The sequence below is a fragment of the Segnochrobactrum spirostomi genome (assembly GCF_009600605.1).
GTDB classification, from domain to species: domain Bacteria; phylum Pseudomonadota; class Alphaproteobacteria; order Rhizobiales; family Segnochrobactraceae; genus Segnochrobactrum; species Segnochrobactrum spirostomi.
In genome coordinates this window covers 414,884-435,148 of the sequence record NZ_VWNA01000003.1, presented here as the reverse complement: position 1 = coordinate 435,148, position 20,265 = coordinate 414,884, and the positions used below count along the sequence as shown (strand labels likewise).

At 60.5% G+C, this 20,265-nt stretch carries 13 protein-coding genes, 7 pseudogenes and 1 other annotated feature; of the genes and pseudogenes, 10 read left to right on the top strand and 10 right to left on the bottom strand.

What is annotated here, in order from left to right:
* Positions 1-45 precede the first annotated feature (45 nt).
* On the top strand, positions 46-2,355 hold the full coding sequence (locus tag F0357_RS22105; RefSeq protein ID WP_153490178.1) for a tetratricopeptide repeat protein: 2,310 nt from the start codon (positions 46-48) through the stop codon (positions 2,353-2,355).
* A 293-nt stretch (positions 2,356-2,648) separates the two neighbouring features.
* Here F0357_RS22105 and F0357_RS22100 read toward each other — a convergent pair.
* Positions 2,649-2,750 (bottom strand): annotated as a pseudogene (locus F0357_RS22100) (IS5/IS1182 family transposase); the annotation flags it as partial.
* A gap of 36 nt (positions 2,751-2,786) precedes the next feature.
* Here F0357_RS22100 and F0357_RS25595 point away from each other — a divergent pair.
* The 6 genes and pseudogenes from F0357_RS25595 to rfbA all read left to right on the top strand — a co-directional run bounded on the left by F0357_RS25595 (position 2,787) and on the right by rfbA (position 8,426).
* A pseudogene (locus F0357_RS25595) lies at positions 2,787-4,018 on the top strand (ATP-binding protein).
* Positions 4,019-4,057: 39 nt separating this feature from the next.
* Positions 4,058-4,593, top strand: a pseudogene (locus F0357_RS22085) (ATP-binding protein).
* A 396-nt stretch (positions 4,594-4,989) separates the two neighbouring features.
* Positions 4,990-5,559 carry a dTDP-4-dehydrorhamnose 3,5-epimerase gene (rfbC, locus tag F0357_RS22080; RefSeq protein ID WP_153490174.1) on the top strand — a complete coding sequence of 190 codons (570 nt, stop codon included), beginning with the start codon at positions 4,990-4,992 and terminating at the stop codon, positions 5,557-5,559.
* A gap of 13 nt (positions 5,560-5,572) precedes the next feature.
* Positions 5,573-6,634: a dTDP-glucose 4,6-dehydratase gene (gene rfbB, locus F0357_RS22075; protein WP_153490171.1), complete on the top strand. Its 1,062-nt coding sequence runs from the start codon at positions 5,573-5,575 to the stop codon at positions 6,632-6,634.
* 5 nt (positions 6,635-6,639) lie between these two features.
* A complete protein-coding gene (gene rfbD / locus F0357_RS22070) occupies positions 6,640-7,557 on the top strand; it encodes a dTDP-4-dehydrorhamnose reductase (protein ID WP_153490160.1) in 918 nt (305 codons plus the stop codon).
* Positions 7,554-8,426 (top strand): glucose-1-phosphate thymidylyltransferase RfbA, encoded by an 873-nt coding sequence (rfbA, locus tag F0357_RS22065; RefSeq protein ID WP_153484637.1) that lies wholly within the window; start codon positions 7,554-7,556, stop codon positions 8,424-8,426. Before rfbD ends, rfbA begins: the two co-directional genes overlap by 4 nt.
* A 96-nt stretch (positions 8,427-8,522) precedes the next feature.
* On the opposite strand, the pseudogene F0357_RS25665 reads toward rfbA, so the two are convergent.
* Together F0357_RS25665 and F0357_RS22060 are read right to left on the bottom strand one after the other, a co-directional pair.
* Positions 8,523-8,808, bottom strand: a pseudogene (locus tag F0357_RS25665) (IS66 family transposase); the annotation flags it as partial.
* A 38-nt stretch (positions 8,809-8,846) separates the two neighbouring features.
* Positions 8,847-9,216: pseudogene (locus F0357_RS22060) on the bottom strand (transposase); the annotation flags it as partial.
* Between the two features lie 109 nt (positions 9,217-9,325).
* Between F0357_RS22060 and F0357_RS22055 the strand changes: the two are divergent.
* Positions 9,326-10,500 (top strand): IS3 family transposase gene (locus F0357_RS22055; protein ID WP_208948540.1). Its coding sequence is split into 2 segments (ribosomal slippage): positions 9,326-9,560 and positions 9,560-10,500, totalling 1,176 coding nucleotides; the frame shifts between segments, so codons are not numbered across the junction.
* Positions 9,553-9,669 (top strand) — a sequence feature (AL1L pseudoknot). It overlaps the preceding gene by 117 nt.
* A gap of 36 nt (positions 10,501-10,536) precedes the next feature.
* Here F0357_RS22055 and tnpB read toward each other — a convergent pair.
* The 7 genes and pseudogenes from tnpB to F0357_RS22020 all read right to left on the bottom strand — a co-directional run bounded on the left by tnpB (position 10,537) and on the right by F0357_RS22020 (position 17,078).
* Positions 10,537-10,920 carry an IS66 family insertion sequence element accessory protein TnpB gene (gene tnpB, locus F0357_RS22050; RefSeq protein ID WP_312861784.1) on the bottom strand — a complete coding sequence of 128 codons (384 nt, stop codon included), beginning with the start codon at positions 10,918-10,920 and terminating at the stop codon, positions 10,537-10,539.
* The gene (locus F0357_RS22045) at positions 10,917-11,129 is read right to left on the bottom strand and encodes a hypothetical protein (protein ID WP_153490146.1); all 213 of its coding nucleotides are present in this window, start codon (positions 11,127-11,129) and stop codon (positions 10,917-10,919) included. The genes tnpB and F0357_RS22045 overlap by 4 nt, the downstream gene beginning before the upstream one ends.
* A 39-nt stretch (positions 11,130-11,168) precedes the next feature.
* Positions 11,169-11,297 carry a transposase gene (locus tag F0357_RS25590; protein ID WP_376767856.1) on the bottom strand — a complete coding sequence of 43 codons (129 nt, stop codon included), beginning with the start codon at positions 11,295-11,297 and terminating at the stop codon, positions 11,169-11,171.
* 91 nt (positions 11,298-11,388) lie between these two features.
* Complete coding sequence (gene tnpA / locus F0357_RS22035) at positions 11,389-11,802, bottom strand: IS66-like element accessory protein TnpA (RefSeq protein ID WP_153490140.1); 414 nt, start codon at positions 11,800-11,802, stop codon at positions 11,389-11,391.
* Positions 11,803-11,895: 93 nt separating this feature from the next.
* Positions 11,896-12,316 (bottom strand): annotated as a pseudogene (locus F0357_RS22030) (helix-turn-helix domain-containing protein); the annotation flags it as partial.
* Between the two features lie 161 nt (positions 12,317-12,477).
* Positions 12,478-16,053 (bottom strand): glycosyltransferase, encoded by a 3,576-nt coding sequence (locus F0357_RS22025; protein WP_153490132.1) that lies wholly within the window; start codon positions 16,051-16,053, stop codon positions 12,478-12,480.
* 68 nt (positions 16,054-16,121) lie between these two features.
* Positions 16,122-17,078, bottom strand: coding sequence for an NAD-dependent epimerase/dehydratase family protein (locus F0357_RS22020; RefSeq protein ID WP_153490129.1), 957 nt, complete (start codon positions 17,076-17,078; stop codon positions 16,122-16,124).
* A gap of 486 nt (positions 17,079-17,564) precedes the next feature.
* On the opposite strand from F0357_RS22020, the pseudogene F0357_RS22015 reads away from it, so the two are divergent.
* Positions 17,565-17,837, top strand: a pseudogene (locus F0357_RS22015) (IS21 family transposase); the annotation flags it as partial.
* Positions 17,838-17,914: 77 nt separating this feature from the next.
* Positions 17,915-18,672, top strand: a protein-coding gene (locus F0357_RS22010) for an IS5 family transposase (RefSeq protein WP_312861783.1) whose coding sequence is annotated in 2 segments (ribosomal slippage) — positions 17,915-18,248 and positions 18,248-18,672 — 759 coding nt in all. Because the reading frame shifts where the segments join, the coding sequence is not laid out codon by codon here.
* The last annotated feature ends 1,593 nt before the right edge of the window (positions 18,673-20,265 follow it).

Here is a 20,265-nt window from a genome sequence, read left to right as displayed (position 1 = left end):
CAAAGGCAAACGGTCTCTCTGGCCGCCTTCCAAGGAGTTTCGCGTTTGCTGAGCTGGTTCAAAGGGAGAAGCGGCGCTGATCGGCGTGAGGTGGCGGGCAATCGCTCGCGATTGCCACACGCCGCAGAATCGCAAACCCTGTTGACAGCCTCGGTCGCGAAGGCGGACCAGTTTCGCGATGCGGGAGAGCACGCCGAGGCCGCCTTGGCATACCGCGATGCACTGGAATTGGCTCCGTGGCGAACCGACTTGAAGGTTCAGCTCGGCAATATGTGCAAAGATTGCGGCCAACTTCCGCAGGCTCTGGAGGCCTACGACGACGCATTACAGGACAGTCCCGACGATGCGGATATCCACCTACAGCGGGGCCGCGCGCTCGCCCTTATGGGCCGCCGTCCGGCTGCCCTGAAGAGCTACCGCAAAGCTCTCGAGCTCGCGCCGACATTCGAGGCAGCGCTTCATGAATTGGCAATGGCGGGCGAGCCTGTGGCTCAGGTCGCCCGCACCAAGGCTCTCGCTGCATCCGGGTCATTCGAGAAGCTGCTCGACGTCACCGCGACGTTGCACGAAGTTCGCGACCGTCTCGCCCTGATCGAGACGGCCATGCCGTCTCTCGCGACTTTGGCCGCCATTCCTGCCGAGCAATACGCCCTCTTCGAGGCCCTATTTCAGGTACCTCCCCCGCCAGCGCATCAGAACGCGCCGCTTTTCACGATCATAAGCGCTGCCGAAGAAACGCCGGTTGGGCGTGTACAAGAGCAACTGCGCGCCCTCCAGGCCCAGGAGGCCACGAACTGGAAAGCCGTTTTCTACGGACGCTCGGCGGCGCTGCGAACGGCGGTCGAAGCCGTTGCCGCCTTCGACGCGCGCGTTCGATGGCTCGACGTCGCGGACACAGTCTCCGAGACCGAGGCTGAGCGGCTGGCCGTCGCCGGCGCAGAGGGGTGGCTACTGCTTTTGGATCACGCGGCGATCTTGCATACGCGCGCTATCGGCTGGTTCGCGTCTCTCGCCGAGCGCGAGGATGCGACGGCGCTTTGCTGCGATGCGACGCTGACCGACGCGGACGGCAATCGGCGGCTCCTGGCGCGATGGGGCTTCGACCCCGACCTCGTCTTGCAACGGAATATCTGGGGTAACACCATCGCCATCAAGGCCGCAGCCTACGCGGAGCTCGCGAGCGAAGTCGACATTCAGGCTTCGCTCGCGGGCCGTCGATCCGCACTGCTTCTGAATCTGCGGGACTTGGTGCATCTGCCTCTACCGCTCGTGGATGTTCGCGGTGAGGAGGCCTCTCCCGACCACTGCGCTGCGGTACGCCGACGGATTGCGACAGCGCAACTCCCGTGCCGTGTGATCGACGACGAAGCCGACCCTACGAGAATCCGGCTATCGTGGACGCCGCCGATCGCGGACGACGGGATGTCGGTGATCATCTGTACGCGGGACAACGCCAGCGATTGCGACCGCATGGTTCGGAGCCTGCGTGCATACGCCGACCAACCCGAACACCTCCGCATCCTCGTCGTCGACAACGGAACGAGCCGCGCCGCAGACACAGCGATCTTGGAAATGCTGAGAGCTGAAGCCGGCGTCTCCGTGCTCTCGGACCCACGGCCCTTCAACTGGTCAGGACTGAACAACGCCGCCGCGGAGAAAGTGACCGATCCGATCCTGGTGTTCGCCAACGACGATATGGAAATGCGTACTCGGGGGTGGGACACCCGGGTACGCGCCCAGATTGCCCACGCAGATACCGGAGCCCTCGGCGCCAAACTGCTCTATCCGGATGAGACCATTCAGCACGCCGGCGTCCTCTTCGGTTGGGGCGGATCCGTCATCCACGACGGACTTTTCCAGCCCGCCGCCAGCGCGGACCAATACGGGCGCTGGCAGATGCAACGCCAGGTGAGTGCCGTGACCGGAGCCTTCCTGGCGATACGCCGTGCACTCTTTCTCGAGGTCGGCGGATTCGACGAAAGGCAGCTGGCGATCAGCTACAGCGATATCGATCTTTGCCTAAAGTTGCGCCGAAGCGGCCGTGTGATCCGTTGGGACCCCGATCTCGTCCTAACGCACTTCGAGTCCAAGTCGCGCGGCCTCGATCACCTCTCCCCCGAAAAGCGGGCTCGCGATCTGAGTGAGCGGAGGGCGCTCCATGGCCGATGGGGGAAGTCCGTGTTCGAGCTCGATCCTTACGTGAATCCAGCTTGGCACGACGCCACGCTTCCCTTCCGTCTCGTTAGGCCGATATCCTCGGACGCCGTTATGCGGTACACCTCAATAATTGGAACGCTATCATTCACCCTTGCGAAACGCAAAATGGATAGTCTGAGGTACGCTGCGCAGTGGTGATTTTTATCTATATTTTATCCTCGGGGCTCCGCTTGATCTTTGCAATGGAATTGGAGGGTAGTACCCTAGCCCTTATGATCTCTGAAGGCGATCAGAAGCTCGCAAGAGCCCAAGCGCAACCATCGCCGGCTTACGATAGCCTTGATATGATCCGAATACCCGTAACCGCCCCCGTAGCGGATGATCTGTTCAGGTCACAGCTCGCACCAAAGATTTACTCCGGCATCACTCCTGCTAAAGTGCTCGGCGCCTCCCGGTACGTTGCTCCTGTTGCAAAGCATTAGGGTCGAGGCTCATAACCAGTAGCTGACGGTCGCAGCGATGCAGACGGCAGCGAGGAAGTTGACGGCGTTGCGGTCGTATCGGGTGGCGACGCGCCTGAAGTCCTTGAGGCGGCATGACGTTGCGACGGGCGGGCTGGAGATGAAGGCGTGGATACGATTGAGCGGATCCGGTGCGATTATTCGTGCGCGGCAAGTCCACCAAGGAGATCGTGCGGGAGCTGCACATCTCACGGAACACGGCGCGCAAGGTGCTGCGGATCGGAGCGACGGCATTCAGCTCCGAGCGGGAGGTGCAGCTGCTGCCGGGGATCGACGCGGCGCATCTGTTCTTCCAGCTCGTCAGCCGCCGCTATGTGCGCGACGCCATGCTCGTGACATCCAGCTGGGCCGTCGGAGAATGGGGCTCGATGTTCGGCGGTCCTGTCGTCGCGACCACCATCCTTGATCGGCTGCTCCACCACAGCCACGTCATCACCATCCGAGGAGACAGCTATCGGCTCCGCGAGAAGCGTTGCCGCCGCCTTTTGTAGAAGGCCGCTGCGACGTCTCAACCAGAAACCGCCTGAAGGGCAATTAGCATGAGGGGTCAGTTCCGAATGCCGCTGGACAGGAGAACCACGCCGGGTTGGCGCGGAAACATTTCTTCACGCCGCGCCTGCGGGCGAAGAGCTACGTTGAGTTGAACGCTTGGATGCTGGACCAGTGCATCGCCTACGCCCAGGGCCACCCGCACCCCGAGCGTGGGAGGAGACCATCTCGCATGCGTTCGAGGCCGAGCGTCCTGCCCTGGTGCCTTATGCCGGCGGATCGACGGTTTCCGCGCCGTCCCGGCCTCCGTATCGAAGACCTGCCTGGTCCGCTTGGATAACAATCGGTATTTGGTCTGCGCCAGCGCCGTGGGCCGCCCGGTCGAGGTCCGGGCCTATGCGGAGCGGATCGAGCTGCGCCGGGACGGCCGGCCGGTCGGCTCCCAGCCGCGCTGCTTTGGGCGGGACCAGACCATCTTCGACCCCTGGCACTATGTGCCGGTCCTGGCACGCAAGCCCGGCGCCCTCAGGAACGGCGCTCCGTTCAAGGACTGGGTTCTGCCCACGAGCCTCGATCGCGTCCGGCGCAAGCTCGCCGGTGCCACCGACGGCGACCAGCAGATGGTCGACATCCTCACCGGCGTGCTGAGCGACGGGCTCCCCGCGGTCGATGGAGCGTGCGCCGAAGCTCGCGGCCAGGGCGTCCACTCGGCCGACGTGATCCTCAACATCCTCGCCCGGCGCCGAGAGCCCGCGGCTCCCCTCACCATCGTCACGCCCGATGCCTTGCGCCTGCGCCATGCCCCGAGCGCCGACTGCTCACGATACGACCTGTTGAGGATATCCCCATGATGGAGCCTTCCCAGATCCGGCGAGCTCAAGCTCCATGGCATGAAGACCGCCTACGACGAGATCATCACCACCGCCGTCAAACGCCAGCATGAGCCGCAGCGCATCGTCGGTGACCTTTTGTTAGGGGAGATATCCGAGAAGCAGGCCCGATCCATCAAGTACCTGATCACCATCGCCAAGCTTCCCCTGGCTAAGGATATCGACGACTTCGTGTTCGACGACACCCCTATCAACGAGGCCCTGGCGCGCGACCTCGCCGGCGGCAACTTCCTCGCTCACCAGCGCAACGTTGTGCTGATCGATGGGACCGGAACCGGCAAAACTCGCCTGGCCAACGCCATGGCGCGTGCCGCCATCCGAGGCGGCGCAAGGGGACGCTTCTTCAACGTGGTCGACCTCGTCAGCCGGCTCTACGGACAGACCTTGGTCATCGTCACCACCAACCTTGCCTTCGGCGAGTGGCCGAGCGTCCTCGACGACCCCAAGATGACCACGGCGCTCCTCGATGGCATCACCACCACCGTGACATCTTCGAGACCGGAAACGAGAGCTGGCGCTTCAAGAATCGCGCCTGACCTCCGCCACCATTGTCCCCAGACAGGGGTCAACATTCCGCGCCGATAGGGGCTCAGGTTTCCACGCCGATTGACAAGCAATTTGTAGTTCGGCTTCACAGCGCGGGCCGATCCCACCTCAGGCAGATTTCATTCGTCCTCTTGCTTGTCATATCCCCATCCGCTCACCAGTGGGGCCCCAACAAACTGGGTGGGGGCAGCTCCTGCCGACGCATCTCAACGCTCCGCTCGTTATTCTGGATATTGAGTAACGACATGCTGAAGAACGCAAATTTTCGGGCCATTGCCTAAATGGGATACGTCATCGCGCCTATCCGTCAGGGGCTTGTTCGCTAGGCGCCGATCCTTTACGCAGACCCATCCGCCGTCGTCGAGGCCGGCGCAAAGGAGTGTGCGATGGACGTGCGTACGTTCGCGATTCCGGACCTCAAGCTCGTCATTCCGAAGCGGCACGGGGATGCACGCGGCTTCTTTGTCGAGCTTTGGACGGACCGCCGCTTCCGTGAGAAGGTCGCCGATATCGGCTTCGTGCAGGACAATCTGTCTCGGTCGGCGGAGACGGGGACCATTCGCGGCCTGCACTTCCAGAAACCGCCCCATGCCCAGGGCAAGCTCGTGCAGTGCCTCCGCGGTGCGGTTCTCGATGTCGTCGTCGATATCCGGGTCGGCTCGCCCACCTATCTCCAGCACGTCGCGGTGCGGCTCGACGCGGCCGAAGGGGCCCAGCTTTGGGTCCCGCCGGGCTTTCTGCACGGGTTCTGCACCCTGGAACCCGATTGCGAGGTCGCCTACAAGGTGACGGACTATTACAGTCCGGCCGACGACGGCGCGGTGATCTGGTCGGACCCCGACCTCGGCATCGATTGGCCCGTCGAGCCGGGCAAGGCGGTGGTGTCGGACAAGGACGGCCGCGCGCCGCGGCTCGCCGAGTTGCCGCCGATCTTCCACTACGAGGCTCGCGCCTGAGCGGACATTTCTGATGCGCATCATCGTCACCGGCGGGGCCGGATTCATCGGATCGGCGCTCTGCCGTCATCTCGCGCGCGAGACCGAGGCCGAGATCGTCAATGTCGACAAGCTCACCTACGCGGGCAATCTCGCGTCGTTGACCGAGATCGGCAACCATCCGCGCTACCGGTTCGTGAAGGAGGACATCTGCGATTACGGCGCGATGGCCTCCCTCATCGAGGAGGTGAAGCCGGACGGCATCATGCATCTCGCCGCCGAGAGCCATGTCGATCGCTCCATCGCGGGGTCGAAGGCGTTCGTCGAGACCAACGTGCTCGGCACGCATGCGCTTCTCGAAGGCGCCCGCCGCTATTGGTCGGGGCTGTCTGGCTCGGCAAAGGAGAATTTCCGCTTCCTCCACGTCTCGACCGACGAGGTCTACGGTTCGCTCGGCCCCGACGGTCTCTTCACCGAGACGACGCCCTACGATCCGTCCTCGCCTTATTCCGCCTCGAAGGCGGCTTCAGACCATCTCGCGATCGCCTGGCAGCGCACCTACGGCCTGCCGGTCGTGGTCTCGAACTGCTCGAACAATTACGGGCCTTATCACTTCCCCGAGAAGCTGATCCCGCTCGTCATCCTCAACGCGCTCGACGGCAAGCCGCTGCCCGTCTACGGCGACGGCAGCAATGTCCGCGACTGGCTCTATGTCGAGGACCACGCCCGCGCCTTGCATCTGATCCTGTCGAAGGGACGGCCCGGCGAGACCTACAATGTCGGCGGGCGCAACGAGCGCTCCAACATCGAGGTGGTGCGCACCATCTGCGCCACCCTCGATCGGCTGCGGCCGACCGGCGCGCCGCACGACCGGCTCATCACCTTCGTCACCGACCGTCCGGGCCACGATCACCGCTACGCGATCGATGCGACGAAGCTCGAGACCGAGCTCGGCTGGCGGGCGCGGGAGACCTTTGAGACCGGCTTGGCGCGGACCGTGCGCTGGTATCTCGACAACGAATGGTGGTGGCGGCCCTTGCGGGACGGTGTCTATGGCGGCGAGCGCCTCGGCCTCGTCGGCACGGCGCGCGGATGAGCCCGATGCGGATCGTCGTCACAGGTCGCGAAGGGCAGGTGGCGCAGGCGCTTGCCGCGGCAGCGCCGGACGAGGTCGTGCTCGTCGGCCGTCCCGACCTCGACCTCGAACGGCCTGAGACCATCGCCGCGGTGATCGCCGCGGCCCGGCCCGATGTGGTCGTGAGCGCGGCGGCCTATACGGCGGTCGATCAGGCCGAGAGCGACCGCGAAAGCGCCTTTGCCGTGAATGAGACGGGCGCAGGGGCGGTCGCCGCCGCCGCCCGCGCGCTCGGCGTGCCGGTCGTGCACGTCTCCACGGATTACGTCTTTCCCGGCACCCAGGCCGAACCTTACCGGGAGAGCGATGCCGTCGGGCCGGTGTCGGTCTACGGCCTTTCGAAGGAAGCGGGGGAGCGGGCCGTCGCCGCCGCGAACCCGGACCATGCGATCCTACGCACGGCCTGGGTCTATGCCCCCTACGGCAAGAATTTCGTCCGCACCATGCTGCGCCTCGCCGAGACACGGGATGCGGTGCGCGTGGTCGCCGATCAGGAGGGGGCGCCGAGCTATGCGCCGGACCTCGCCACGGCGATCCTGGCGGTCGCCCGCAATCTGGTCGCGCGGCCGGATGAGCCCGCCTTGCGCGGCATCTTCCACATGACGAACGCCGGCGAGACGACGTGGGCGGGCTTCGCCGAGGCGATCTTCGCCGGCTCGGCCGCGCGCGGTGGCCCGAAGGCCGCCGTCGAGCCCATCCCGACCAGCGATTATCCGACACCGGCACGCCGCCCGGCGCAGTCCCGCCTCGATTGTTCGAAGCTCGCCGCCGCCCATGGCGTCGTGCTGCCGGACTGGCGCGATGCGCTGTCGCGCTGCCTCGACCGGCTCCTCCCCGCCGCGGCGGACGAGGCGCCTGAGACCTCTCGGGAGACCCGTTCATGAAGGGCATCATCCTCGCAGGCGGCAGCGGCACGCGGCTCCATCCGCTGACGCTCGTGACCTCCAAGCAATTGATGCCGGTCTACGACAAGCCGATGATCTATTATCCGCTGAGCGTTCTGATGCTCGCGGGGATCAAAGAGATCCTGATCATCTCGACGCCGCGCGACCTGCCGCAATTCCGCAATCTACTCGGCGACGGCAGCCACTGGGGCGTCGAATTCACCTATGCCGAGCAGCCCAAGCCCGAGGGTCTCGCCCAAGCCTACATCATCGGCGCGGACTTCGTGGGCAGGGAAGCGTCGGCGCTGATCCTCGGCGACAACATCTTCTACGGCCACGGTCTGCCCGAGCTCTTGGAGCCCGCGGCGGCGCGCCCGCATGGCGCGACGGTGTTCGCTTATTACGTGGACGATCCCGAGCGCTACGGCGTGGTCGAGTTCGATGCGGCCGGCAAGGCGCTGTCGATCGAAGAGAAGCCGGCGAAGCCGCGGTCCAACTATGCCGTGACCGGCCTTTATTTCTACGACAAGGACGTCGTCGACATCGCGGCGAACCTGAAGCCGTCGCCCCGCGGCGAACTCGAGATCACCGACGTGAACCGCGTCTATCTCGAGCGCGGCGATCTCGCGGTGGAGCGCATGGGCCGCGGCTATGCTTGGCTCGACACCGGCACCCACGACAGCCTCACCGATGCCGCAACCTTCGTGCGCACGCTCGAGAAGCGGCAGGGCCTCAAGATCGCCTGCCCCGAAGAGATCGCCTACAATCTCGGGCTCATCGGCCACGACCAGTTCGTCAAGCTTGCCGAGGACCTCGGCAAGAGCGAGTACGGCAAATATCTGATGCGCATCGCCCGCGAGCGGCGATGAGGCCGAAGGGACTGACCCCGAGTCTCCAATTGACGAATGTTACGAAGACGGCCCGGTTCAATCTGTCTTTTCGCTCACCTTGTGCGCCTCGTGACGCATTATGCCGCGCGGCGTCACATGGAGCAGAGCGGAGGCTGGGTGATCGCCGCGCATTGGCGGCAGGTGAACTTCTCGCGGACCGTCTAAATCACCTTCCTGGATCGCGGCACGATCTCCAGGGTCTCGGGAACGTCCTCTTCCAGCTGCGCCGGCACGACGATGCACTCGCGCGGCAGGTGCTGAGGAAAGGGCTTGCGCACGACCTCCAGCGTGGAGCGGGTACCGGCAGTGTCGCCACGCGCGCACTCTCCTGAGCCGCGATCTCGTCCTCGCTCGCCCTGGCCGTAACGCTCGCGCCTGAGCTTCTAGAGCGGCATCAGATCAGGTTGCATCGTATCCTGCGGCGCTGAAATAGTTTGCGCATTCTTCAGGTGGGAAGAGGTCGAGGATGCGGCCTATGGCATCCCAGAGGCCGTTGACGGTTCGCTGGAGGCCTTTCTCAGGAGTGCCTTGAGCTTGGCGAAAGCGTTCTCGATTGGGTTGAAGTCGGGGCTGTAGGGCGGGAGGTAGCGCACCTCGGTGCCGACCGCCTCGATCATCTCGTCCACCCACGGCCCTTTGTGGCTGGACAGGTTGTCCATGACGACGACATCGCCCCGCCGCAGTCGGGGACCAGGATATAGGTCTCGAAGGCATCCCGGTTAATCGGACCATCCAGCACCCAAGGGGCGATGAAGCCGAGAAGGGTCAGGGTGAACCGCGCCGGGTTTGCCGGAGGCTCCAACTCCTGAGAAGGTGGAGCCTGTGTGAGCAAGACAACGAACAAATTTGCACCAGAGGTCCGGGAGCGCGCGTTACGGATGGTTTTCGACCACGAGCGGGATCATCCCTCGCGATGGGCAGCGGTGGTGTCGATCGCGGAGAAGATCGGCTGCGTTCCGCAGACCCTGCATGAGTGGGTGAAGAAGGCCGAGGTCAACAGCGGCAAGCGTGCCGGTGTCCCGACCGAGGTTGCCGACAAGGTGAAGGCGCTCGAGCGCGAGGTCCGCGAGCTGCGACAGGCCAACGAGATTTTGCGCAAGGCGTCCGCATATTTTGCGCAGGCGGAGCTCGACCGCCTGTTCCGGCGATGATCGCCTTTATCGATGATCACCGCGATGCCTATGGGGTCGAGCCGATCTGCCGCGTTCTGCCGATCGCCCCATCGACGTATTTCGAGCGCGTCGCGCAGCGGCGGGATCCGACACGCCTGTCGGCGCGGGCGCAGCAGGATGTCGCCCTGAAGCCAGAGATCGCGCGCGTGTTCGCCGAGAACTTCGCGGTCTACGGCGTGCGCAAGATCTGGCGGCAGATGCTGCGGGAGGGGTTTCCAGTCGCCCGCTGTACGGTCGCTCGGCTGATGCGCGAGATGGGCCTGGCAGGGGTGATCCGGGGCAAGCCGGTGCGCACCACCGTCAGCGACAAAGCGGCGCCGTGTCCGCTCGATCACGTCAATCGGAGATTCTACGCGCCGGCACCGAACATGCTGTGGGTGTCGGACTTCACCTATGTCGCGACCTGGGCCGGGTTCGTCTACGTCGCCTTCGTCATCGATACCTACGCCAGGCGGATCGTCGGCTGGCGAGCCAGCAGGACGGCGCATGCCGGCTTCGTCCTGGACGCCCTGGAACAGGCGCTTCACGATCGACGGCCGGCCCATCGGTGCGGCCTCATCCATCATAGCGATCGTGGGTCGCAATATTTGTCCATCAAGTACACCGAGCGCCTCGCCGAAGCGGGGATCGAGCCGTCAGTCGGCAGCGTCGGAGACAGCTACGACGACGCTTTGGCCGAGACGATCAACGGCCTTTACAAGGCCGAGGTCATCCATCGCCGTGGACCATGGCGCAGCTTCGAAGCCGTCGAGTACGACACGCTTGAGTGGGTCGACTGGTTCAATCATCGTCGGCTGCTGGAGCCCATCGGCAACATCCCGCCTGCCGAAGCCGAAGATCAATATTATGCTGCCGCGGACAACATCGATATGGCAGCGTGACACACAACCCAACGCCTCCGGTAGACCCGGCGCGGTTCAAACCCTGCCGGGTGGGGAATTTTGGAAGCCCACATCAAGGGAAACTTCGGTGCCCGTTGACACATGCACCCGGCGCCAGTTCAGACCCTCGAACAAGGCTTGCAACTGGGCCGCCGTCAGCCGCAGCGCGCCGTCCTCGATCTTCGGCCAGCGGAACTCGCCATCCTCCAGGCGCTTGGCGACCAGCACCACGCCGGTGCCGTCCCAGAACACCAGCTTCACCCGATCGGGACGCTTGGCGCGGAATACATAGACCGTGCCCGAGAAGGGATCGGCACCCATCGTCTCGCGCACCAGGGCAGCCAGGCCTTCGGCCCCCTTGCGGAAATCGACGGGCTTCGTGGCCACCATGACCCGGACTGCGCCGGTCGGACCGATCACAACCCCGCCTTCAACGCGCTGAGCACCGCCGTGATGGTCGCCGGTGAGACCCCGCTCTCGATCGTCACGCGGGCGCCGGCGACCTCAATCTCGATGGCCGCGGCGCGACGTTGCCGGCCACGTCGCTTCGGTGGTGACGGTGGGGCGGGCGCTTCAGATGCGGGAGCCGGCTCCGGCGCGACGACCGCCGGCACGAAGGCCGGGATCATCTCGCTCGCCTTGCGTGCTTCGCGCCGCCAGGTGAACAGTTACTGCGGCGTCAGACCATGCCGGCGAGCAGCCGCCGACACTACGGCGCCGGGAACCAGCGTCTCTTCCACGATCCGCGTGCGCTCGTCCGCCGTCCAGCGCCGCCGCCCCAGCGCACCGTTGATCACTTCGAAGCGCCGGACCTCGACCTCCGGCTCAAGTCTATGGTCAAGCCCAGACACAAAACGATCCTCCAATCAGGGGCGTCAGACTGCGCTTTCATGCCAAACCTATGAAGGTGCCGCCGGGACGACGCTTACGGTCGATGCCGGCATCGACGAAGAGCGATCGCCCACCCTTGCAGCGCACCTCGATCCGGACGCCTCGCATCGGTCGCACCGACATCTCCTTCACCAGAGCTCCCTCCGCCTTCGGCGCCTCCGGCTTGGGCAGTTCGGCGGCGACAAGGCTGACCGGCAACAACCTCGCGGCTTCGGCCGGTCTCTCCTCCCTGACCTTGGCCAGGAACTGCCGCCGCCAGCCGTAAATTTGCTGTGGGATGACGTCGTGTCGGCGCGCCACTTCCGAGATCCGCAAGCCGCTTGTCGCCACCTCTTCCAAGATCGCCAGCTTCTGCTCGTCCGACCAGCCTCGGCGCCGATCGCGCCCCGTCAGGATCTCAACCCGCCCCATCGACCACCATAGCTACGAATTAATTCCGTATGTAATTCCGTAGCTTCAGCCCAATCCGCAGCCACACAAAGGGCAACTCACCGGACGGTTACAGTCGAGTTGCCCCTCGAACCACTGCTCGCGCCTCGTCAGGATGTCGGGGCGATCCTGTTCGGTCGTGTGCGCGGTCCTTCTTGCGCGTGATGGCGTGACGGGCGAAGAAGCGTTGGATCGTGCCGTAGCCGAAGACGAGCCCCTGCGTCGCCAAGCTCGCCCTCACCTCCTCGATGGTTGCGTCTAGGTCGGGTCCAAGCGCAGCCATCACGGCCTCCCGATGAGCCTCGATCCGATCCGAACGCCGGTCGCCGCCGAGCCGCCCGGGGCGCGGGGCGCCTTGTTCGCGCTCCCGCTTGCGCCAACGGCTGACGCTGGCGGCGCTCGCACCAAAGCGCTCGCCCGCCTCACGGTGCGTCGCACCGGCTGCAACGGCTCGAAGCACCCGAACCCGAAGATCGCCTGAAAGTGCTCTCGACATGCCCGCCGGCCTCCCTCCGGCAGACACTCTGAATCACTTCGCAGCGGATTTGGGAATCCCCCGCGATTCATTCAGATCGGGTACTGCTCTAAGACACCGCATAGCGGCTACCGCCGAGCAAGGCCGATAAATCAAGGCAATTGGATATAGACCCAAACCGCTTACTCGATAGCCACTCCCTTTGATGCAAACTCCTGCATGATCCTAGCCCTAAACCTCGGCATAGAGAAATTTTCCTCAAATACTCGTCTTGCTGCAACTGATATATTAGGCCACTCATCGCGATCCATAATAGCCCAACGCAGTGCTTCGGCGATGTCGGGCGGCGCGCCAGACGCTGAAACATAGCCGGATTCTCCCGACCTCACGTAAGCAGATGTTCCGGTCTCACTAGTACAAATCAGAATCTTTCCATTTGCGAGCGCATCGAGCGAAACTAGCGGCAGTGTGTCATCTCGTGACGGACATAGTACTATGTCGGTCTCACTCATCTTACCCACGTAATCATGAAGCGTAAGCTCTCCCAGATGTCGAACACACGCCTCCCCTCGCCCAATCTCAACTATGGCTTCATAAAACACTTTATCATTTACCCTACCCGCAAATCTCAGCTCGCAGCTTTCGCGGACGCTATCAGGTAAAAGTTGAAACGCCAAAAGGGCAAGATCTTGACCTTTCCGAGGCTCGTATGTTCCCATCACAGAGATAACCACTTTATCTCGATGCGCCTCAACACGGTCGAAATCCCATGGCTCAACTCCGTACTCAATAACAGTAGAAGAAACACCGATCGACTCTAGAGCATTTGCCGCCTTGTGACTTCCAGCCCAAACAGTAAGCGATCCCGCCTCACGCCCCACTGCAGGATTATGACGTGCGATATGATTGACCAGCTCAGTCTCATGCACGTACCAAAATACGTTTGTCGCTTGAGCCAATTGATTGCATACAGGCCACAATACAACTGTATTCACAATCACGACATCGAAGTTTTTGGCAAGCGCAAAGAAATCTCTATTTTCTCCCGACGCGCAAAGCGGATCAATGATGACGTCTGCCCCGATGTCCATATAGCGACTCCGGAACGGCCCATCCTCCGGCGACACCACCAACACGTAATTACCTTCGGACACCAGACATTTCGCAATGTCGAAAGCAACTTTTGGTGCGCCGCTCGCCGATAGATCGTGAGATACTATCAAGATATCGCGACCACCCGCAACTACAGAACGCCCGCCAACGTGAAGCTGATAGTATTCAATTGAATCATGATAAATTATATCACGCATACCCGGGGGAAAGTATGGATCATAAGAGCACATCTTACCCCAACGCCTTAGCAGGTAGATATCCGCCTTATCTTTCTTAGCTGGACCTGTCCACGTCTTCTTAGCTTCACCAATTGACAGATGCCCAATATGCGTGAGCTTTGTATGAGGGGTATAGACACAGCTAAAGCCAGCCTCACGTACTTTAAAACATAGGTCCACATCCGAATGAGCTATAGGCGTGTTCACCGCGTCGAAGCCGCCCACAGACACAAACACATCCGCCTTAATCGCCAGACAGGCGCCACAAATTAACGACACCTCCCGCGCACTTTGCGCAAAGCAGAAATGGGCAGTCGTCTTGTCTGGAAAGGAATGAAACGCAGTACCTACGAGCCCGCGTACCCCCGTCACCATTCCGCCGTGCTGAATACCGCCATTCTCATAAAGCAGCTTAGGTCCGACAATAGCAACATCTTCAAAACTGAACGCCTCAATAATAGCATCGAGCCAATCCTCATCGATCACTCTAACATCATCATTAAAGAACACAAGATACCTACCAGAGGCAGCTCTGGCGCCGTAGTTACATTTATCCGAGAAGTTATATGGCATATCATAATCAATATATCTTGCGCCGCTTTCGGCATATTTTCTTTCGCACGTGCGACCACACTCCGAATTTGTAACCACAATAATTTCAAAGTTCGGATAAGATGTCATCAGCTTCAAAGAAGCCAGGGTCGCTGCAATATTATTCTCGTTATCGGAAGGAATAATTAATGACACAAGTGGCGGTTCAGAAGGGCGACCTAGGTGAATTCTATTCGAAAACTGTAATCCAATAGCAGTTCCATGGAGACCTCGCCGGTCCGCTGCCGCTTGAAGAGAGCCGACGTTGCTAAGTCGAGCCATAGGCTTTTCGCCCTGCGCTGCTGAGCCAGCAATCATCCGCCAGCCATAGAGACACTCTGCCAAGTGTACAACTCGCGGCGAAGCTTCGGCTGCGCGCAGCGCCAAGTCATAATCCTGCGAAAAATTAAACTGTGAGCGGAAGCGTCCAAGCTTATCGACAAATTTTCGCTTATATACAGAGAGATGGCCCGTGTACATCACAGACGTCAAAAGGACGGGACTCCAGTCCGGCTTTGTGAAAAGCTCCTCGACAATATCATCGCCATCTATTTTGCACTCATCAGTATAAAGAAGGTCTATGCGCGGGTCGTCATTTATTCTCGATGCAATCAACTCCAACGCATCGTACGCTAACATATCGTCATGATCGAGAAGCGCAACGTAATCCCCCACCGCAATGTTTAGTGCGGAATTTGTCGCCTCAGCGATACCAAGGTTCGCCTCGTGCACAACAAGCGAAACTCTAGGATCTTGCTCTGCATAGTAAGATAGCAATGCCGTAACATCGCGGCTCTGAGAGTAATCGTCCACAATGCAAAGCTGAATATTCTGATAGGTTTGCAACAAGACAGAAAGTATTGCTCGCTCTAGATATACAGAAGGACCTTTATATACAGGCAGCAGAACGGATATCAGAGGTCCGGTGGTTACACTACACTTTAGATCTGGCCTCAGCATGAGGCGCTCAGTCGCCGCCAGCTGCATCGACTGGTAGTTCTGCAAGAGACGGTTGGCATGCCGAGTCATGCGTGGATCTGCGCGGCGGGAAGGCACCGCGCCAAACGCAAACAAGCACGTGGGATCCACAGGTTGATCCACCCATGCTCCCGACAGCCCAGCGAGCGCCGCAAACACCCCAGCCGCGTCTCCGTATGTTGAGTTGAAAACTCCAAACTTTGAAAGAGCATAATTTTGCTCTATAGTTGAAAGCGGGAGACGAATAGGGAACTGACGAATAGCACGCGCCACGCGCTTGGTGTCCATCGCAGCCCGAATTGAATCCTCTACGGCGCTCCCCGCCGGACTAGCCGCCCGTATGACTGGTTCATTGGGCGGCGCCAGATTGCTGGGAGACCCATTAGACCCCTCAAATAACGCGCGCGACCAACCGCGTGACGTGCGCGGCGCATACGCAAGCAGTTCTTTATACACTTCATTCAAATCAGGATCGAGTTCGAATGCGCGCGTGTATCCTGTGATCATCGCAACTTCATCGCCCATTACCTTTGCAAGATGCCCCATCTGAAGAAAAATATCTGCATCGTTAGGGGCTAATATTGCGGCGCTCCGGTACGCCGCGAGCGCGGCCTTATACTGACCACTTTCTTTAAGCGCATGCCCGAGTTGCACAGTAATAGCCGCATCATTAGGCACCTTATCTAGATAGCGCTTGTACTCTATCGCGGCCTCATGCCAGTTTCCGAGATCTCTTTGTTCGTCGCCAGCGCGTGGAGTAACAGAAAGCTCGACCACCACATGGTCCACGGATGTTCTGCGCCGTCCACTTATGCTTGCGATTAAATTGGCCGCCCGTTCCAAGGTACGATCTTTCATATGAAACGCTCACAGTGTTGATATACGTGACGACTTTGCTGCGGCACACTCCGGAAGGACGCAGCGGCTCATTGCAAGAACGATAAACTCGCACCGCGTCGAATATCGTCGATTGTCCGAGCCACGCCATCTGCAAACGATACGGATGGCCCCCAAGACAGATCTCTCTTCGCGCGAGAAATATCTAAAATATTAACGGGAACATCAAACGGACGAGGTTTGTTTCTCATTACACTCAATTCGCGACCCAACTGGCGCTCAAGCTCGGCGACGATGTCATTCAAGCTATGGCCTTCGCCACTTCCGACATTGTAGATCGCTGATCCATGTATTACAGGAATATCCGCCAAGGAAATAAGCGCATTTACTACATCGGATATATGCACATAATCGCGAACAACGCTGCCGTCACCCCAAATAACTATTTTTTCACCATCAAGGGCCCTGTGAATAAATGTCGTTACTGCACCCTGCCCGCGCACTGTATCCTGACCCGCGCCATAGGGATTTGAAAGTCGGGCAATTCGACAATCCAACCCATAAAGCTCGCGGTAAAGGCCCAAATATAGCTCCGCCGTCGCCTTGCCTGCGCCGTACGCCGTTATAGGAGAAAGTCGATGGTACTCTGGAATCGGTGCATCCTCAACGCGCCCATACACCGTGCCGCCGGAGGATGTGAATACAAGGCGCCCACGTCCGCGCCGACGAAGTGCCTCCAGCAGCCCGAGCGTCACACCGAGGTTAGCGTGCAAATCACCTAGTGGGTTCGCGTTGGCGCTTGCAGGAATTGAACTCCACGCGTACAAATGGACGACATCCACATCGCAGATAAGCTCATCCCAATCTGCTGTCGTTAGGTCCAGATTGATAAACTCAACACACTCGGAGGCAAGTGTGTCGCCTCTTTCGGGAGTTACTCGGTCGGCAACGATTATTCGCTGCGCCCTACGCAATAGTCCAAACGCCACGTGACGACCGATGAACCCTGCGCCCCCAATCAGGAGGTGAGTCTGTGTGCTGGTCAAATCATAACCCCTGAATTGTCACACGCGTTAATATCCGAATGCAATGGCCTTCTCAAGGTTATTTAGCCTATGCGGATGACGGTCGAGGCGTCGCTTCGCGTCCGACAAATGGGCTCTTAGCAGACTGTTCACGGTCTTTCGCCCTCATTATCCCCGCTAGGCTCGGTCACCTGCAGTACCTGATCTGGCGTCCATCGAAAGACGCGTTAGCGGTCCTTCAACGGCCTCTCCGCGTGCAGTGCGCAGGTCGCGTGGCAGCGACTCTGCCGGATTGTAAACTCATATTGGGTACAGCTGCATTGGTCAGGCACGAGCGAAAGGCGCCCACGCGCGCATTGTCGCGTTGAAGATGACGAGGAGGTGACGGGCGACTGTGTTTCGGCGTCCAATCTCGCCCCCCCAGCCCGGGATCGCATTCAATCTTGGCCCCCTCGGACGTGATCCAATGACATTGCCCGATCGCGCATCTAGACGGGCGGGCGAGGGCTGAAGGGCGTGGACACGATTGCACGGATCCGCCGCGAGTTCTACGTGCGCGGGAAGTCCGTCAGGGAGATCTGCCGCGGGCTGCGCGTACTGCGCAACACGGTGCGCAAGCTGCCGCGCTCTGGCGAGACGCCTTTCGAGCACGAACGCGAGGTGCAGCCGCGACCGAAGCTGGGCTCCTGGACGGAGGGGTTTGATGCACTCCTGCTACGCAGCAGCGGCAAGTCTGTTCGCGAGCGACTGACGCTGATCAGCGTCCTCGAGGAAACGCGCGAGCCTAGGGCTGGGACCCATAAAATGGTTGGCTTCGTCGGCCCGGTGTGATTCACGACTTCCGGGAGGAAGCACGAGTGAATCGGGATCGTTTCTGGCTCACGGATGCTCAGTTCGCTCGGATCGCGCCACATCTGCCGACGGACACGCGTGGCAAGCCGCGTGTTGACGACCGCCGGGTGATCGGCGGCATCGTCCATGTCCTGAAGTCCGGCGGACGGTGGATCGATGCGCCGCCGGACTACGGGCCACGCAAGACGCTCTACAACCGGTATGTCCGCTGGGCTGCCAAAGGCGTCTGGGTCGATCTCTTCCATGCTCTGGCGAGCGCCGGCGGCCCTCCGGCCCAGGTGCTCATCGACTCCTCTGCGGTGAAGGCGCACCGCTCCGCCTCGGGCGGAAAAGGGGGGAGCGCAACCAAGCCATCGGCCGCTCTCGCGGCGGGCGCACGACCAAGATCCACGCGCTGACGGATCGCGACTGCCGGCCCATCGCCTTCCTCCTCACAGGAGGCCAGGTCGCCGATTGCACGGCGGGGTCGGTCCTGCTGAAGCAGATGCCGGCCGCCTGCGTCCTCCACGGTGACAAGGGCTACGACAGCAACGCCATCCGCAGGCAGGTCGAGGAGAACGGCACAATGCCAAACATCCCGCCCAAGGCCAACCGGCGCTGGAAGAGCTGCTTCTCGCCCGTGCTCTACCGAGACCGAAACGCCATAGAGCGCATGTTCTGCCGCCTCAAGGACTTCAGGCGCGTCGCCACCCGATACGACCGCAACGCCGTCAACTTCCTCGCTGCCGTCTGCATCGCTGCGACCGTCAGCTACTGGTTATGAGTCTCGACCCTAGTAGAAGCAGCGTTTGGTCAGCGTGAGCGGCGCCTTCGTGCCGCAGAGCTTTGCCCTGGGTGAAGCCCACCAGTTCGACAGGAGCCACGAGGTCGTGCTGATGAACCGCACGACGGTGATCGCGAAGGTGGCCGATGTCCGGCCCTGTCACAATCGAATACTCTTCGCTCGCGCTGATCACCCATGCCCGCACCTACACCACGTCTAGGGGCACGATCCCGAACTTCCATCACCATCGCCACTTCAGCTCAACTACTGCGCAAACGTCCATGAGACAAAGCCATTCTCAAACGCGCTCTCAGCGCTGGATAAATGCTGGGGGCGAAGTCCCGGCGTCCGGGGCGGGTTCGCTGACACTGGCGATATCACCTGCAAGCGGCTCGGCTGGCGTGCGGATCGCGCCCTCTGTAATGCACCTGAATACTTGCGTGAAAAAATCCGGCCCGATCAAGTTCAACAGCGGAGAACGAAATTTATCGAAATACTTGTATCGAGAATCGTCGTCCGATCTATTCCTATACCAGCCATACTTTAATTCATTGGACGGGAATGCGACATTTATATTACTCGGAATTTTCGCACTTCTATTAAATACAATTCCACATCCATAATCACTATCTACAGTGCAGTAGCCCGCGACGTTTGAGGACCACACGCACTCTAAATACACTTGGTAGGTCACCCCACACCAAGATCCTTCTTGAAACTCAGGATTAACGATCTTCGCATCGGCCGGAGAACAGTCATGGACTACCATTATACCTCGCGGTGCGAGTATACTAAGGGCACCAAACAGATCAATTGCGCCGCATTCGTAATTATGATACGGGTCTACGAATATGATATCATAATAATCATAATATTGTATCAATCTACATATTATATCAATCAATTCTGACGCATTTTCGGCTTGCGTACGAAAGTCTATCGGCATACCGTCATCAAATTGCTTTGGGCATCTATACATCAATCTATGGCTAGTTTCGAATATACGTCGATCAATATTGTTATAGGATCCCCCCGTTGTTGGAGTGCATATCTCCAAATACCTACGAAAACCATAGGCTCTCCCAAGATCATTGATAATATCTGTCTTTCTCATGTTTACCTCTGGTCAATTACTGGTTCTGGGTGCTCTTTCGCGCCCGTTAGGCGGCGCGTCCAATGACAGACTGCCAGAACCAGCAAGCCACTCATTGAGAGTAGCATCCAACACAAGCTATACGATATTTAGAGCCCATCGTGAAAGGGTTGAGTGGCTTGGGAGCTCGTGCTTCCAGGGGCTTGTTTAGCCCATCTTGAAGCAAGCGACGTGGGCTCGCCTACCTCGCTGACTTCATCCAGACGCAACATCAACGACCGCCCCAACAGCCGCATCGGCGACCTGATGGGCCCACCCTGCACATCCGCCCCTCGGCAACGTGACCTGACGACGACGCTTCCTGCTGGACCGTCCGATCAACCGAGACGCCTTTGAGATCCATATGCCCAGGTCTTGGTCCCAGAACTGCAGCCGGGCGATGTCATCGTCATGACTAATCTTTCCGGCCCCAAAAGGATCGCGGGTGGGCGAGATGATCG

Bases quoted from the DNA above. Each gene is read 5' to 3' on its own strand.
- rfbC (WP_153490174.1), top strand. From the start codon at position 4,990: ATGGACGTGCGTACGTTCGCGATTCCGGACCTCAAGCTCGTCATTCCG.
- rfbB (WP_153490171.1), top strand. From the start codon at position 5,573: ATGCGCATCATCGTCACCGGCGGGGCCGGATTCATCGGATCGGCGCTC.
- rfbD (WP_153490160.1), top strand. From the start codon at position 6,640: ATGCGGATCGTCGTCACAGGTCGCGAAGGGCAGGTGGCGCAGGCGCTT.
- rfbA (WP_153484637.1), top strand. From the start codon at position 7,554: ATGAAGGGCATCATCCTCGCAGGCGGCAGCGGCACGCGGCTCCATCCG.
- F0357_RS22045 (WP_153490146.1), bottom strand. From the start codon at position 11,129: ATGATCCCGGCCTTCGTGCCGGCGGTCGTCGCGCCGGAGCCGGCTCCC.
- tnpA (WP_153490140.1), bottom strand. From the start codon at position 11,802: ATGGGGCGGGTTGAGATCCTGACGGGGCGCGATCGGCGCCGAGGCTGG.
- F0357_RS22025 (WP_153490132.1), bottom strand. From the start codon at position 16,053: ATGAAAGATCGTACCTTGGAACGGGCGGCCAATTTAATCGCAAGCATA.